The following is a 14,737-nucleotide window of genomic DNA, read 5'->3' on the forward strand; positions in this document are numbered from 1 at the left end:
TCAGGCTCCTTGCGGGTTGCTGAGCTTCTCGACCCGGCGCTGGTGCCGATCGCCGAGGAACTCGGTCTCTAGGAAAGCGGTGATGCAGGCCTTGGCCATCTCGATGCCGACCAGCCGTGCGCCGAGCGCTACGACATTGGCATCGTTGTGCTGGCGCGCAAGGCTGGCCGAGAGTGGCTCGGAAACGAGCGCGCAGCGGGCGGCGGCAATGCGGTTGACGGCGATCGAGATGCCGATTCCCGATCCGCACAGTGCAACCCCGAATGCCGCGTCGCCGTTGGCGATCGCCTGGCCAAGCTTGAAGCCATAATCGGGATAGTCGACGCTCTGCGGTCCGTTGGTACCGAGATCGAGCACGTCGTGCCCCTCGGCACGCAACCAATCAGTGAGTTCGGACTTCATCCCGAAAGCGGCATGATCCGAGGCGATGGCGATGCGGTGCGACATGGCGCGCTCCCTACTGCGGACACGCCGCGCTGGCTAGTTGGAGAGACACATGCGTAGACAGATTCTTGCCCTTGCCCCCGCACTGATGCTCCTCGGCGCCTGTTCGCAGGGCGCCCAGGACGATCTCAACAATTCGCTCGACCGCACCGGCGACTCGCTGGAGAACGCCGCAAACGACGCCGGCCGGACGATCGACCGCGCCGCAGACGATGCCGGTCGCGCGATCGACAATACCGCCGATGATGTCGGCGACCGCGCCGAACGGATCGGCAATGCGATCGACAACGAGACGCGCTGATACCCCCCGCACCTTCACCCATTTGCGCCGCGTCGGCGCTTTCAGGAGACTAATATGCGCCTTGCGCTCCTCGCACCGATCGTCCTCGGCCTGGCCGCCTGCAACACCGCCGATCAGGCGGCCCAGGATACCGGCAATGCCACTGAAACCGCCGGCGCCGCGGTCGCCAACGCCGTGGAGGACAGCGCCAACGCTGTCGGCGACGCTGTGAGCAACGTCGCGGCGCCTGCCGATCGCGACGCCTGGCTGGGCCGCTGGAAGGGTGTCGAGGGCACCTATCTCGTGATCTCGAAGGGCGACGGCCGCGGCCGCTACAAGCTCGAGATGCAATATACGCTGGACGACAAAGGCACGTTCGAAGGCGCCGGCTCGGACGACGGCATCCTGTTCAGCCGCCCCGACGGTGCGCAGACGCTGCGCGCCAGCAATGGCGATGCCACCGGGCTCAAATATCTCGCCGGCAAGAAGGACTGCCTCACCGTCAAGTCTGGCGAGGGCTATTGCCGCGATTGATCGCGGGCCTCGCGCTTGTGACACCGAGTTGTCACAAGCGCGAGCTAGGCTTCCGGCGACGCTGGCACTTTGCCGCGAGGACACCGGGAGCCGGCCATGGGTTCACTTGCCAAGACGCCGAAGAATGGCGCCGTGCGCGGCGCGGTGCATCGCCATGAACATCTCAGCAAGGAAGGCATTCTCGAACGCGCCTTCACCTTCGCGTTTCGCGGCCTTGTCTATGCGCAGATCTGGGAGGATCCCGAGATCGACATGGAGGCGCTGGAGATCACCCCCGATTGCCACGTCGTCGCGATCGCGTCGGGCGGATGCAACGTCTTCTCCTATCTGACTGCCGACCCCAAGGCGATCACCGCGGTCGACCTCAATCCCGCGCATATCGCGCTCAACAATCTCAAGAAGACCGCGGCGCTGCGCCTGGCCGATCAGGCCGCGTTCCACCGCTTCTTCGGCCAGGCCGATCAGGCCGCCAATGTCGAGGCGTACAAGACCTGGCTGCGCCCGCATCTGGACGAGACGTCGCGCGCCTATTGGGATAGCCGCGGCCCCGGCGGCAAGCGCCGCATCGAAGGCTTCGCCACCGGCTTCTATCGCCAGGGGCTGCTCGGCCGGCTGATCGGCTTCGCGCATTGGCTGGCGCGGCGTTACGGCATCGATCCGGGCGAGATCCTCAAGGCGCAGTCGATCGAAGAGCAGCGCCGCATCTTCGACACGCGCTACGCCCCGTTCTTCGAGAAGAAGTTCCTGCGCTGGCTGGTCGACCAGCCCGCCGCGCTGTTCGGCTTCGGCATCCCGCCGGCGCAATACGACCTGCTCAAGATCGACGATCAGGCGGGGATCACCGGCGCACTGCGCAGCCGGCTGCGCAAGCTCGCCTGCGATTTCGACATCAAGGACAATTTCTACGCCTGGCAGGCGTTCGGCCGCGGCTATGGCAAGCAGGCCGACGCGCCGCTGCCGCCCTATCTGCAGGCGAAGAACTTCGAGATGGTGCGCGAACGCGCCGATCGCGTCGAGATCCGCCACACCAACTATGCCGATTATCTCGAGAGCATGCCGGCCCAGTCGCTCGATCGCTATGTCCTGCTCGACGCGCAGGACTGGATGACCGACGCCCAGCTTACCCGCATCTGGACCGAGATCACCCGCACCGCCAAGCCCGGCGCGCGCGTGCTCTATCGCACGGCCGCGGCGCCCGATGTGGTCAGGGGTCACATCCCGGACGACCTGCTCGGCCAATGGGATTATGCCCCGCAGGCCAAGCGCGACGACTGGACGCGGCGTGACCGTTCCTCGGTCTATGGCGCAACGCATCTCTGGACGCTGAAGCCGCACGCATGAGCGGCGTCGCGGCAGTCGATCACGATCAAAAGCAGGCGATGGACTCGGTCTATGCGCTCCATCGCCACTTTTACGATTTCACTCGCAAATTCTATCTGTTCGGCCGCGACCGGCTGATCGCGCGGCTCGCGCCGCCGCCGGGCGGCACGGTGCTCGAAGTCGGCTGCGGCACCGCGCGCAACCTGATCGTCGCGGCGAAGCGCTATCCCCAGGCGCGCTTTTATGGCTTCGACATCAGCGAGGCGATGCTCGAGACCGCACGCAAATCGGTCGCCCGCGCCGGCTTCGCGGACCGGATCACGCTCGCGCAGGGCGATGCCGGCAGCTTCGACATCAAGGCGCTGTTCGGACTCGAGTGCGTCGACCGGGTGTTCATGAGCTATACGCTGTCGATGATCCCGCCCTGGCAGGAAGCGATCGCGCTCGGCGCGGCGAGCCTGGCGCCGGGCGGCAGCCTGCACATCGTCGATTTCGGCCAATATGAGCGCCTGCCGGCGCTGGCCAGGCGGCTCCATTTCAAGTCGCTCAACGATTTCCACGTCTTCCCGCGCGCCGACCTCCCCGCGGTGCTGGAGCGCGTGGCCGCCGCCGAGGGCCTGGCTACCGAGTTCACGCCGCTACTGCGCGGCTATGCCTGGAGTGCAGCGCTGCGGCGGGACTAGAATTGCAGCGCGCGGCACGATGCGACAGCTTCTGCGGCATCAACGCGCAGGTGCGGCCGTGCCGGCGTCCCGCATTACTGGCTGGTGGATGCAGCCGCGAGAATTGTCGAGGTGAGGCGCGAGCCAGGCGAAACGGATACGCCACGCGCCAAGTCGTCCGCTTCGGCGACGCGCTGCCCGTGCCGGGCACGACGCCACGATTGCGATCGCCTGAGCCGGCTCAGGCCGCCTTGCGCAGTTCCAGCCGGCCCCAGATCTCGCTCAGCGCATCGACCAGCTCGCGCATCATGCCTTCGTCGTGCGCGGGTCCGGGGGTGAAGCGCAGCCGCTCGGTACCGCGCGGCACGGTGGGATAGTTGATCGGCTGAACGTAGACGCCATATTCGGCGAGCAGGATGTCGCTGATCTTCTTGGCCTTGACCGGATCGCCGACCATCAGCGGCACGATGTGCGTGGTCGAGTTCATCACCGGCAGCCCGGCATCGGCCATCCTCGCCTTGAGCATCGCGGCAGAGGCCTGCTGGCCCGCGCGCTCCTCGGTCGAGCCCTTGAGATGCTTGACGCTGGCCAGCGCCCCGGCGACCAGCACCGGCGACAGCGAGGTGGTGAAGATGAACCCGGGCGCATAGCTGCGGATCACGTCGATGATCATCTGGTCGGCAGTGATATAGCCGCCCATCACCCCGAACGCCTTGCCCAGCGTGCCTTCGATGATCGTGATCCGATCGGCGACGCCGTCGCGCTCCGAAATGCCGCCGCCGCGCGCGCCGTACATGCCGACAGCATGGACTTCGTCGAGATAGGTCAGCGCATTATATTTGTCGGCGAGGTCGCAGATCTCGGCGATCGGCGCGACATCGGCGTCCATCGAATAGACGCTCTCGAACGCGATCAGCTTGGGCGCCGAGGGATCGTCGCCGGCGAGCAATTCCTCGAGATGCGCGAGATCATTGTGGCGGAACACCCGCTTCTCGCAGCCCGAATTGCGGATGCCGGCGATCATCGAGGCGTGGTTCAGTTCGTCCGAATAGACGATGCACCCCGGCATCAGCTTGGCGAGCGTCGACAGCGTCGCCTCGTTCGAGACATAGCCCGACGTGAACAATAGCGCGCCCTGCTTGCCGTGGAGATCGGCAAGCTCATGCTCCAGCTCGATATGGTAGTGGGTATTGCCGCCGATATTGCGCGTGCCGCCCGAGCCGGCGCCGACGTCGTGGAGGGCCTCCTCCATCGCGGCGATCACCTTGGGATGCTGGCCCATCGCAAGATAGTCGTTCGAGCACCAGACGGTGATCGGCTTGGGCCCGTTATGCCCGGCGAAGCAGCGCGCATTGGGAAAGGTCCCGCGATTGCGAAGAATATCGATGAAGACGCGGTAGCGCCCCTCGGCATGCAGTCGGTCGATCGCCGACGAGAAGACCCGCGTGTAATCGACCGCGGGCGCGGGGCTGTCCGTGCTCTCCATGGCGCAATTCACTACCCCCAAAAATCTTTGAATTCCAGCACTAGACATATCCGCAATGTGCCTGAGGCGCCGCAATCCCTATTTGATCCCGGTCAAACTCGCGATGGTTCCGCGTCTGCAAATCGCCCGGCCGCGCAAATTGTCCATTCTCACGATAAAGGTAACGCTACCTTACTCAGCTCGTCGCAAAAACATGATCGGTGTTAGACGCGTCACCCGAACGATGTGGTATGTGGATAACATCGTGGGCGACTCGGCAAGCAAGCTCTAACCGAGAGACTTGTCTCTCGCTTATGACTGGAGCGGAACAATGATGAATCGCGACTATGAATATTATGCGCGACGCGAACAGCAGGAGCGCGATCATGCGAAGCGCGCAGATGACACGACGGCGCGACGCGTGCATCAGGAAATGGCCGAGCGCTATTTGGCGAAGCTTCGCGATCTGGCGGTGAGCACCGCCGCCTGATTCCGCGGCGCACTTCAGAGCGACTTGATTTCCGTCAAGCCAAAGCGCGCCAGCGCGGGCGCCAGAGCATCGGTCCGCGCGCTGCGCTGGGTGAATACGCCCTTCCCCACCATCGGCGACTCCGGCCAGGACTGGCCCTGGGTGAGGTGCGCAACGCGCCTGGCAATCCCCGGCCCGCCATCGACGAAGCGCACGCCCGGCGCAGCGGCGCAGAGTTCGGCCGTCAATAGCGGGAAATGGGTGCATGCATTGACAATCACGTCGATGCCGTGACCGTCCGGCTGGCCACGCAGCCCGGCAAGCTCGTGCGCCACCGCGCCCGGGGCCGGCGGGGTTCCGCCCAGCGCAGCTTCGGCGAGCGAGACCAGCCCGGCCGATCCGTGGCGCAGCACCACGCAATCGCTGGCAAAACGCGCGGCGAGATCGTCGACATAGGGCTGGCGCACCGTCGCCTCGGTGCCGAGCACGCCGATCACGCGGGTGCGGCTCATTTCCGCGGCGGGCTTGATCGCCGGCACGGTGCCGACGATCGGCACGTCGAGCGCGGCGCGGACATGCTGGAGCGCGATCGTCGACGCGGTATTGCAGGCGATGACGATCAGCCGCGGATCATAGCGCTCGGCCAGCCGGCCGAGCAAAGCGGGGACGCGCGCGGCGATCTCCGCCTCGCTGCGGGTGCCATAGGGAAAGCCCGCTGAATCGGCGACATAGACCAGCGGCGCCTGGGGTAGCAGCGCCGCGGTGGGCGCGAGCACCGACAGTCCGCCGACGCCGGAATTGAAGAACAGGATGGGGCGATGGTCGGGCACGAGCGGGCATCCAGATTGTTGCGCCCGCCTACCGGACACCCTAGCTTGGGCGCAACAGGGGGTCTTGGCGTTGAACGATTTACCTTGGGCGAGTGCAGGGGCGGCGATCGTGCTCGGCTATCTGCTGGGCTCGATTCCCTTCGGCGTGATCCTGACCCGGATGGCCGGCGCCGGCGACCTGCGCCAAATCGGCTCGGGCAATATTGGCGCGACCAATGTGCTGCGCACCGGCCGCAAGGGGCTGGCCGCAGCCACGCTGCTGCTCGATCTTGCCAAGGGCGCGGCGGCAGTGCTGCTGGCCGGCTCGCTGTTCCCGGGCACTGCGGTGCTCGCCGGGCTCGGCGCGTTCATCGGCCATTGCTATCCGGTCTGGCTCAAATTCCATGGCGGCAAGGGCGTGGCGACCTTGATGGGGATCGTCGTCGCACTGCATTGGCCTTCGGGGCTGGTCTATGCCGCGGTGTGGCTGGGATTGCTCGGCATCCTGCGCGTCTCGTCGCTCGCGGGCATGAGCGCGGCGATCAGCGCGCCGGTCAGCGCTGCCTTTTTCGGGCGGATCGATCTGGTGCTGATGCTGCTCGCGCTCGCGCTGATCGTGCTGTGGAAGCATCGCGACAATATCGACCGGCTGCTGAGCGGCACCGAGCCGCGCATCGGCAAGAAGCGCGAATGACGCGGGCATGACTCGGGCGGGCGCAACAGTCGATCCGCGCGAGGCGCGGCTGCGGCTGTTGCGTTCGGCCAATGTCGGTCCGATTACCTATGCCCATCTGATCGCGCGCTTCGGCGGGGCGGAAGCCGCGCTCGATGCGTTGCCGATGCTTGCCGCGCGGGGCGGCGGGCGTGCGCCGGTGATTGCCGACGCTGGCGCGGTGCGGCGCGAGATCGCCGCAGTCGAGCGGTTCGGCGCGCGTTATCTGTTTCTCGGCGACCTCGACTATCCGCCGCTCCTCGCCGAACTCGACAGCGCGCCGCCCGCGTTGATCGTCCGCGGCGGCACCGGGTTGCTCGCGCGGCCTTGCGTGGCGATGGTCGGCGCGCGCAACGCCTCGGCAGCGGCGTGCCGCTTCGCGCGCCAGCTCGCGCTGGGGCTGGCCGAGGCGGGCGTCACGGTGGTCTCGGGCCTCGCGCGCGGGATCGACACCGCTGCGCATATCGGCTCGATTCAGCGCGGTACCGTCGGCGTGATCGCCAGCGGGATCGATATCGTCTTCCCGCCCGAAAACGCCGATCTGCAGGAGCGCGTCGCCCGCGAAGGCCTGCTGATCGCCGAACAGCCGCCGGGCACCGAGCCGCTCGCGCGCTTCTTCCCGTCGCGCAACCGGATCATCGCCGGACTCGCCACCGGCACGGTCGTCGTCGAGGCGGCGCCACGATCGGGATCGCTGATCACCGCGCGAATCGCCGCCGAAGCGGGGCGCGAGGTGATGGCAGTGCCAGGCTCGCCGCTCGATCCGCGCGCGCAGGGCTGCAACCTGCTGATCCGTGAGGGCGCGACGCTGGTCCAGTCGGTCGACGACATCCTCGAGGCGGTCCGCCCGATCGATCCGCGCTCGGTCCGCGCGCCGGGCAGCACCTGGTCCGGCGCGCCGCCCGAGGACGCCAGCGATTCGGACCGCGTCCGAGTTACTGCACTGCTCGGACCGGTGCCCGTCAGCGTCGACGAACTGCTCCGCCAGGTGGGTCTGGCGCCGGCGATTGTGCAGACCGTGCTGCTCGAACTCGAGCTTGCCGGCCGGCTCGAGCGCCATGCCGGCGCGCGTGTCAGCCTGTCTGAGCGTTGCGCCTGAGCTTTTTGCGGCTGAGTTTTTTCGCCACACCACCAGCACTTGGGCCTGTGGATAACTTTGCGACTCAACATCTGGGCCGATGCCAGAATGTTCCGCCATCTTTACGGTTTTGCAGGCATTTCCGTTAACCATTGTTCGCTTGACGGCGGACTCCGCGCCGAACGAATACGGCCGTTCTGGGCAAGGGAGTGAATGCAAATGGGGGTGCTGGAAAAGGTCAAGGGAAGCGCGCGCGCCGCAAAGCCGGCGGACGTAGCACTCCCGCTCGACAGCATCCTGATGAGCGACTGCATCGCGGCGATGCGCTCGCTGCCGGCCAAGTCGATCGACATGATCTTCGCCGATCCGCCCTACAATCTCCAGCTCGGCGGCGATCTCAATCGCCCCGATGGCAGCCATGTCGACGCCGTCACCGACGAATGGGACAAGTTCGACAGCCTCTCGGCCTATGACAAGTTCACCCGCGAGTGGCTGGCCGAGGCGCGCCGCATCCTCAAGGACGACGGCTCGATCTGGGTGATCGGCAGCTATCACAACATCTTCAAGGTGGGTTCGGCGATCCAGGACCTGGGCTTCTGGATCCTCAACGACATCATCTGGCGCAAGGCCAATCCGATGCCCAATTTCAAGGGCACACGCTTCACCAACGCGCACGAGACGCTGATCTGGGCATCGACCGGCGAGAAGGCGAAATACACCTTCAACTATCGCTCGATGAAGACGCTCAACGACGAGTTGCAGATGCGATCGGACTGGGAATTCCCGATCTGCGGCGGCCAGGAGCGGCTGAAGAAGGACGGGTACAAGGTCCACCCGACGCAGAAGCCCGAGGCGCTGCTGTATCGGATCCTGCTTGCCGCGACCAAGAAGGGCGATGTCGTGCTCGATCCCTTTTTCGGCACCGGCACCACCGGCGCGGTCGCCAAGCGGCTTGGCCGGCGCTGGATCGGCATCGAGCGCGAACCCAATTACTGCGCCGCCGCGCTCGAGCGGATCGAAGCCGCGCTGCCACTCGACGAAAGCGCACTGACGACGATGCAGGCCCCCAAGGCCGCACCACGCGTCGCCTTCGGCCAGCTGGTCGAGAACGGCTTCCTTGCCGCGGGCACCCCGCTGTTCGACGCCAAGCGCCGCCACATTGCGCTGGTCGGCGCCGACGGCTCGCTCAAATGCGGCGACACCAGCGGCTCGATCCACAAGGTCGGTGCGACGCTGCAAAATGCGCCGTCGTGCAACGGCTGGACCTATTGGCATTTCGAAACCGAGGGCAGCCTCAAGCCAATCGACGCGCTGCGCCAGACCTATCTGCTCGCAACCCAGCCGTGACGCCACGCGGCGGGAATGCCATGAGGGCGCGATGATTGCCCTCCCCGCCTCCGCCCGTCTCTATCTCCGCCCGACCCAGTTCGTCGACAGCCCGATCGGCCACCCCGACGGCGCCGTCGCGCGGCTGGCGGGCGGCCTGCTCTGGTTCGCCGCCTGGGAGCTGAGCGTCGTCGAAGGCGCCAGCATCACCCGGCACCATCTGCCCGTCGCAGCGCTGCCCGACGACCCGCGCCTCGCCGCGATCGCGGCGCGGGTGACGGCACCCCGGGGCGCACTCCAGCTCGGCGAACGGGTGGTGCGGCTCGATCAGCCGCAGGTGATGGGCATCCTCAACATGACGCCGGACAGTTTCTCGGACGGCGGCCGCCACCTCGACGATCCCGCCGCCGCTGCTCAGGCGGGGTTCGACATGGGCGTGCACGGTGCGGCGATCATCGATGTCGGCGGCGAATCGACACGGCCGGGTGCCGCCGAAGTGTGGGAAGGCGACGAGATCGCCCGAGTGGTGCCGGTGATCGAGCAGCTGGCCCGCAGCGGCACCGCGGTCTCGATCGACACGCGCCGCGCCGGCGTGATGGAAGCCGCGCTCGCGGCGGGCGCGCATGTCGTCAACGACGTTGCCGCGCTGCTCTACGATCCGCGCGCGCTCGACGTGGTGGCAAAGGCACAGTGCCCGGTGGTGCTGATGCATTCGCCCGATCCGGAGGCGGGCGGCCATGGCGAGGGCGGCTACCAACACGTGCTGTTCGACGTCTATAACTGGCTCGAAAAGCGTGTCGACGCCGTTGTCGCCGCCGGCGTCGACCGGTCACGGATCCTGATCGATCCGGGCATCGGCTTCGGCAAGTCGCTCCAAGAGAATTGCGCGCTGCTCAACGGCCTGGCGCTGTTCCACGGGATCGGCAGCGCGATCGTGCTCGGCGCCAGCCGCAAACGGATGGTCGGCGCGCTCTCGAACGAGGCACCTGCGAGCGAGCGCCTCGGCGGATCGCTCACGCTCGCGCTCAAGGGCGCCGATCTTGGCGTACAACTGATCCGCGTGCACGACGTATTCGAGACCGCGCAGGCGGTGCGCGTATGGCGCGGGCTGCGCGACGTCGCGCTGGTCGGCCGCTAGCGCTGGCCCACCTGCCTAAGTCCGAGCGGCAGCTGGAAGGACCGAGGCTTGGCGCGGGCACGGCAGCGCGATAGGGCGCAGCGGGTGGCAACGACACGCTATGCGATCGCACTCGGATCCAATCGCCCCGGGCGCCACGGCCGCCCCGAGGCCGAACTCGCCGCTGCACTCGCGGCGCTCGGAGCCGTGCGAGCCGTCTCGCCGGTGTTACGCACCGCGCCGCTAGGCCCGTCCAGGCGCCGCTTCGTCAACGCCGTGGCGATCGTCGAGACCGACGAGGCGCCCGATGCGCTGCTTGAGCGCCTCAAAGCGATCGAGCGTGCTTTCGGGCGGCGGCGCGGGCGCAACTGGGCGGCGCGGGTGATCGATCTCGACATCGTGCTGTGGTCGGAGGGCGCGTGGAACAGCCGGAGACTCACCGTCCCCCACATCCTGTTCCGGAAGCGCAACTTCGTGCTGGATCCGCTACGCGCGGTCGCAGCGGACTGGCGCGATCCGGTGACCGGACTGACGATCCGCCAGCTCGCCGCGCGGCTCGGCAAGCGTGCTGGCCCGGTTGACCGGTCCCGCCGCCATGCGTAGGGGAGCCGCTGCGTGGGTCCGTAGCTCAGTCGGTAGAGCAAGCGACTTTTAATCGAGAGGTCATGGGTTCGAATCCCATCGGACCCACCACTTTCGAACACCGCCGCACAGCGACTGGGTCAAGCGTACCCAGTATGCGCTCTCTGTGTGCCTTGATTTCTTCCTGGCCAGCTCCTTGTCGCAAGGCTCTAAAGGCCTGGGAACTCTCGCGCCAAGCGGGCGAACAAACAGAGAGGATGTCCACTTCGCGAACCGGGTTGATTAACGCGTTAATTATGCCACTATGCTGCGTCTGCGAATGGAGCTGCCGGTGAACGCTCGAACCTTCCTTGTTTTTCTGGCGATGCTCGGTTGTGCTGCCGGCGCCGGTGCGCAGCAGCGCAGCACGAGCCCAGCCCCTGCCGCGGAGACTTCGGCCACGCCGGTGGTGACGCGTCATGGCGTCCAGGTGCACGGCCAACGCCTGGACTATAGCGCGACCGTCGGGACAATGCCGGTCAAACTGGCGACGGGCGCCCAGGCCGACATGTCCTATGTCGCCTATACGAGCCACCCCGGCCAGAACCGCCCGATCACCTTCCTGTTCAACGGTGGCCCGGGCTCGGCCAGCCTGTGGCTCGATCTCGGCTCGTTCGGCCCGCGGCGGCTCGAGACGCGCAGCCCGCAGCCGACCCCGGCCGCACCGTTCCATATCGTCGACAATGCCGAGACGCTGCTCGACACCACCGATCTGGTGTTCATCGATGCGGTCGGCACCGGCATTTCGCGCGTCCGCGAGGGCACCGACGCCAACGCGTTTTCCGGCGTCGATCCCGATCTCGAATCCTTCGCCGATTTCATCGCGACCTATCTGACGCAGAACGACCGCTGGGCATCGCCCAAGTTCATCCTCGGCGAATCCTACGGTGCGACCCGCGCCGCCGCGCTGGCGCACGTGCTGCAGCGCCGCGGCGCCAGCCCGAACGGGGTGATCCTGCTGTCGTCGATCCTGAACTTCTCGAGCTACCACCCCGGCATCGACCGCGGCTTCCTCAACACGCTGCCGACGATGGCAGCCACCGCCTGGTATCACCACCGCGCCGGGCGCGACGCGCCCGATCTGCCCACGTTCGTCCAGCAGGCGCGCGATTTTGCCGGTGGCGACTATGCCGATGCGCTCCAGCTCGGCGACCGCTTGCCCGCCGAACGCGAAGCCGCGATCCGCGCCAAGCTCGCGGCGTTCACCGGCCTCTCGCCCGACGATCTGCGCCGCACCGGGCTGCGCATCGATGTCGGGCAGTTCGCCAAGCTGCTGCTCGGCGGCGGTCGTGCGGTCGGCATCTACGATACGCGCGCGAGTGCCGAGGATACCGATGCCGCCGCGCAATCGCCGTCGTTCGATCCCGCCGACACGGTGGTCGCCAACGTCTTCCCGGCGGCCAACCTCGCCTATCTGACGCAGGAACTCGGCTACCGTTCGACCGAACCCTATCGTGCCACCGTGCCCGGCCTGCCCAACCGCTGGGACTGGAGCCATGCCGCGCCCGGCATGAGCGACAGGCTGACCTCGCCCGCGATGGAATTCGACCTTTCCGCAGCGATGCACGAGGACCCGACGCTGCGCGTGCTGTCGCTCAACGGCTATTATGATTTGGGCACGCCGTTCTTCGGCACCGAATATGACCTCGCGCATATGCGTCTGGGACCGGCAATACGGCCCAATCTGACGTTTCGGCACTATCCCGCCGGGCACATGCTCTATCTCGACGGCGCGGTGCGCGCCGCGACCGCGCGCGACATTCGCGCCTGGATCGCCACCACCCTGGAGGCACGGCCATGATCCCCCGCAACGCACTCTTCGGCGCGCTGGGCGTGCTGCTCGCACTGGCGCCGACCCTTGGCGCGACCGCCGCCGCGCAAGGCGCAGCGCCCGAGGCCGGGCTGGCCAGCGCGGAGGAACGCCAGAACAGCGTGGCCAGCACAGTCCGCATCGGCAGCGCCACGATCCGCTATCGCACCACTGCCGGCACGCTGACGCTGCGCGACGACGCCGGCAATCCGACCGCCAGCATGTTCTACGTCGCCTATGTCGCCGACCGCCCGAAGGGGCAGCAGCGGCCGCTGACCTTCCTGTTCAACGGCGGCCCCGGCTCGGCCAGCCTGTGGCTCAATGTCGGCGGCTTCGGTCCGTTGCGCGCGCCGGCGAACGCGCCGCACGCAATGACACCCGCGCCGTATCGCTTCGGCCCCAATCCCGGGAGCATCCTCGACAAGACCGATCTCGTCTTTCTTGATGCTGTCGGCACAGGCTATTCGCGCGCGCTGGACGGCATCGATCCCAAGCGGTTCTGGGGCGTCGACCAGGACCTGGATGCCTTCACCCGCGCGATCACGCGCTACATCACGATCAACGATCGCTGGAACGCGCCGAAATTCCTGTTCGGCGAATCCTACGGCACGACCCGCGCCGCCGGGCTGGCGCTCAAGCTGCACAACCAGGGGATCGATCTCAACGGCGTCGTCCTGCTGTCGACCATCCTCAATTTCTCGGACACGCTGCCCGGCCTCGACCAGGGCGACATCGGCATCCTGCCGACCTTCGCCGCGACCGCCTGGTATCACGATCGCGTTCCCGACAAGCCGGCCGCGCTGGCGCCGTTCCTCGACGAAGTCCGCGCCTTCGCGGGCGGCCCCTATGCGCGCGCGTTGGCCAAGGGCGACACCATTTCCGCGCAAGAGGAAGAAGCTGTAGCGCAGCAGGTCGCGCGCTACACCGGCCTGCCGGTCGATTATATCAAGGCCAGCCACCTGCGGATCGACATGGAACGCTTCCGCAGCGCCTTGTTGCGCGACAAAGGCGAGATCATCGGCCGCTTCGACAGCCGCTTCGTCGGTGCCGCCTCGCAAGCCGACGAAGGCGTCGCGGTCGATCCCGCGACCAACGATCCGGCGACGGCGGGCGTCAGCAGCGCCCTCGTCGCGACGTATCGCGACTATCTTTCGGCGACGGTCGGATTCCATTCGGATCTGCACTATCGCGCACTGTACAATGCAGTGATCGAGCCCGCCTGGGACTTGCATCACCGCGCGCCTGGCTATGGGTCGCCGCTGTCCTCGCCCAACACCGCGCTCGATCTCGCCTCGGCGATGCGCGGCAATCCCACCATGCAGGTGCTGGCGATGAACGGCCTGTTCGACATGGCCACGCCGTTCTTCCAGACCGAATATGACGTGGCGCACATGGGCCTTGCCGGTGGCCTGCGCAGCAACATCCGGTTCGGCTACTACGCCACCGGCCACATGGCCTATGTCGATGGCGATGCGCTTGCGCAGATGAAACGCGATCTCGACGCCTTTTATGATCGCGCCGCACCACCACGCTGACGCGTCAGTCGGCGGGCGCGGCGAGCATCGCTGCGAGCTTGATCAGCAGGGCGTTGAGCGTGGCGAGATCGGCGCCGAAGGTCTGCTCGATCTGGTCGTAGAGCGGATCGAATTGCGGCATGATCTGCTCGATCAGCACCATGCCCTCGGGCGTGATCGAATGCAGCGAGCGGCGAGCATCATCATCGTCGAGCCGGCGCCGGATCAGCCCGCGCTCGGTCAGGTCGCGGACGATGCGCGACAGGCTAGGCCCGAGCAGGAAGGCGCGATTCGCCAGTTCGGCGGTATCTACCTCCTCGACGATGCTGAGCAGGCGCAACACGCGCCACTGCGCGTCGGTCAGTTGGACCGGATCGAACAGCGTGCGCATCCGCGCCGCCATCGCGTCGCGCGCGCGGTGCAGCAGCACCGGGACTTGCCGCGCATCGTGATGTCCGGTGCCCGGCAACGGATCGGGATAGACCGGACGGACCCCACCGCCCTGCACATCCTCGCCTACCCTCGCCTGTTCGCGCATCGCCCTCGTTCCTCGAACCTCATTCCCACCATTTCCAC

General features: G+C 66.9%; 16 protein-coding genes and 1 tRNA gene. 13 read left to right on the forward strand and 4 right to left on the reverse strand.

The window, feature by feature from the left end:
• Positions 1–447, reverse strand: a complete 447-nt coding sequence (gene rpiB / locus AB2M62_RS15295; RefSeq protein ID WP_404335120.1) for a ribose 5-phosphate isomerase B — start codon at positions 445–447, stop codon at positions 1–3.
• Between the two features lie 49 nt (positions 448–496).
• Between rpiB and AB2M62_RS15300 the strand changes: the two genes are divergently transcribed.
• The 4 genes from AB2M62_RS15300 (at position 497) to AB2M62_RS15315 (ending at position 3,261) form a co-directional block, all read left to right on the forward strand.
• Positions 497–745 carry a hypothetical protein gene (locus AB2M62_RS15300; protein WP_404335122.1) on the forward strand — a complete coding sequence of 83 codons (249 nt, stop codon included), beginning with the start codon at positions 497–499 and terminating at the stop codon, positions 743–745.
• A 54-nt stretch (positions 746–799) separates the two neighbouring features.
• On the forward strand, positions 800–1,258 hold the full coding sequence (locus AB2M62_RS15305; protein WP_404335124.1) for a hypothetical protein: 459 nt from the start codon (positions 800–802) through the stop codon (positions 1,256–1,258).
• 96 nt (positions 1,259–1,354) lie between these two features.
• On the forward strand, positions 1,355–2,599 hold the full coding sequence (locus AB2M62_RS15310; RefSeq protein ID WP_404335126.1) for a DUF3419 family protein: 1,245 nt from the start codon (positions 1,355–1,357) through the stop codon (positions 2,597–2,599).
• Entirely contained in the window at positions 2,596–3,261 is a 666-nt protein-coding gene (locus AB2M62_RS15315; protein ID WP_404335128.1) for a class I SAM-dependent methyltransferase, read from the forward strand. The genes AB2M62_RS15310 and AB2M62_RS15315 overlap by 4 nt, the downstream gene beginning before the upstream one ends.
• 220 nt (positions 3,262–3,481) lie before the next feature.
• On the opposite strand, the gene hemA is transcribed toward AB2M62_RS15315, so the two are convergent.
• Positions 3,482–4,726 carry a 5-aminolevulinate synthase gene (gene hemA, locus AB2M62_RS15320; RefSeq protein WP_404335130.1) on the reverse strand — a complete coding sequence of 415 codons (1,245 nt, stop codon included), beginning with the start codon at positions 4,724–4,726 and terminating at the stop codon, positions 3,482–3,484.
• Between the two features lie 310 nt (positions 4,727–5,036).
• Between hemA and AB2M62_RS15325 the strand changes: the two genes are divergently transcribed.
• Positions 5,037–5,195, forward strand: a complete 159-nt coding sequence (locus tag AB2M62_RS15325) for a hypothetical protein (protein ID WP_404335132.1) — start codon at positions 5,037–5,039, stop codon at positions 5,193–5,195.
• A gap of 14 nt (positions 5,196–5,209) precedes the next feature.
• On the opposite strand, the gene murI is transcribed toward AB2M62_RS15325, so the two are convergent.
• Positions 5,210–6,004, reverse strand: coding sequence for a glutamate racemase (murI, locus tag AB2M62_RS15330; RefSeq protein WP_404335134.1), 795 nt, complete (start codon positions 6,002–6,004; stop codon positions 5,210–5,212).
• A gap of 160 nt (positions 6,005–6,164) precedes the next feature.
• Here murI and plsY point away from each other — a divergent pair, with 160 nt between their 5' ends.
• The 8 genes from plsY to AB2M62_RS15370 all read left to right on the forward strand — a co-directional run bounded on the left by plsY (position 6,165) and on the right by AB2M62_RS15370 (position 14,182).
• Positions 6,165–6,677: a glycerol-3-phosphate 1-O-acyltransferase PlsY gene (gene plsY / locus AB2M62_RS15335; protein WP_404339968.1), complete on the forward strand. Its 513-nt coding sequence runs from the start codon at positions 6,165–6,167 to the stop codon at positions 6,675–6,677.
• Between the two features lie 7 nt (positions 6,678–6,684).
• Positions 6,685–7,794, forward strand: a complete 1,110-nt coding sequence (gene dprA / locus AB2M62_RS15340; RefSeq protein ID WP_404335136.1) for a DNA-processing protein DprA — start codon at positions 6,685–6,687, stop codon at positions 7,792–7,794.
• A 198-nt stretch (positions 7,795–7,992) separates the two neighbouring features.
• Positions 7,993–9,120, forward strand: a complete 1,128-nt coding sequence (locus AB2M62_RS15345; RefSeq protein WP_404335138.1) for a site-specific DNA-methyltransferase — start codon at positions 7,993–7,995, stop codon at positions 9,118–9,120.
• A 31-nt stretch (positions 9,121–9,151) separates the two neighbouring features.
• The gene (gene folP / locus AB2M62_RS15350) at positions 9,152–10,237 is read left to right on the forward strand and encodes a dihydropteroate synthase (protein ID WP_404335140.1); all 1,086 of its coding nucleotides are present in this window, start codon (positions 9,152–9,154) and stop codon (positions 10,235–10,237) included.
• An 84-nt stretch (positions 10,238–10,321) separates the two neighbouring features.
• Positions 10,322–10,819, forward strand: a complete 498-nt coding sequence (gene folK, locus AB2M62_RS15355) for a 2-amino-4-hydroxy-6-hydroxymethyldihydropteridine diphosphokinase (protein ID WP_404335142.1) — start codon at positions 10,322–10,324, stop codon at positions 10,817–10,819.
• 14 nt (positions 10,820–10,833) lie between these two features.
• Positions 10,834–10,909 (forward strand) — tRNA-Lys (locus tag AB2M62_RS15360).
• Positions 10,910–11,129: 220 nt separating this feature from the next.
• Positions 11,130–12,638: a S10 family peptidase gene (locus tag AB2M62_RS15365; protein WP_404335144.1), complete on the forward strand. Its 1,509-nt coding sequence runs from the start codon at positions 11,130–11,132 to the stop codon at positions 12,636–12,638.
• A complete protein-coding gene (locus tag AB2M62_RS15370) occupies positions 12,635–14,182 on the forward strand; it encodes a S10 family peptidase (protein ID WP_404335146.1) in 1,548 nt (515 codons plus the stop codon). Before AB2M62_RS15365 ends, AB2M62_RS15370 begins: the two co-directional genes overlap by 4 nt.
• 4 nt (positions 14,183–14,186) lie before the next feature.
• On the opposite strand, the gene AB2M62_RS15375 is transcribed toward AB2M62_RS15370, so the two are convergent.
• Positions 14,187–14,699, reverse strand: a complete 513-nt coding sequence (locus AB2M62_RS15375; RefSeq protein WP_404335148.1) for a MarR family transcriptional regulator — start codon at positions 14,697–14,699, stop codon at positions 14,187–14,189.
• Positions 14,700–14,737: the final 38 nt, after the last annotated feature.

Origin of the sequence: Sphingomonas sp. MMS12-HWE2-04 (assembly GCF_044881185.1) — a bacterium.
GTDB lineage: Bacteria > Pseudomonadota > Alphaproteobacteria > Sphingomonadales > Sphingomonadaceae > Sphingomonas.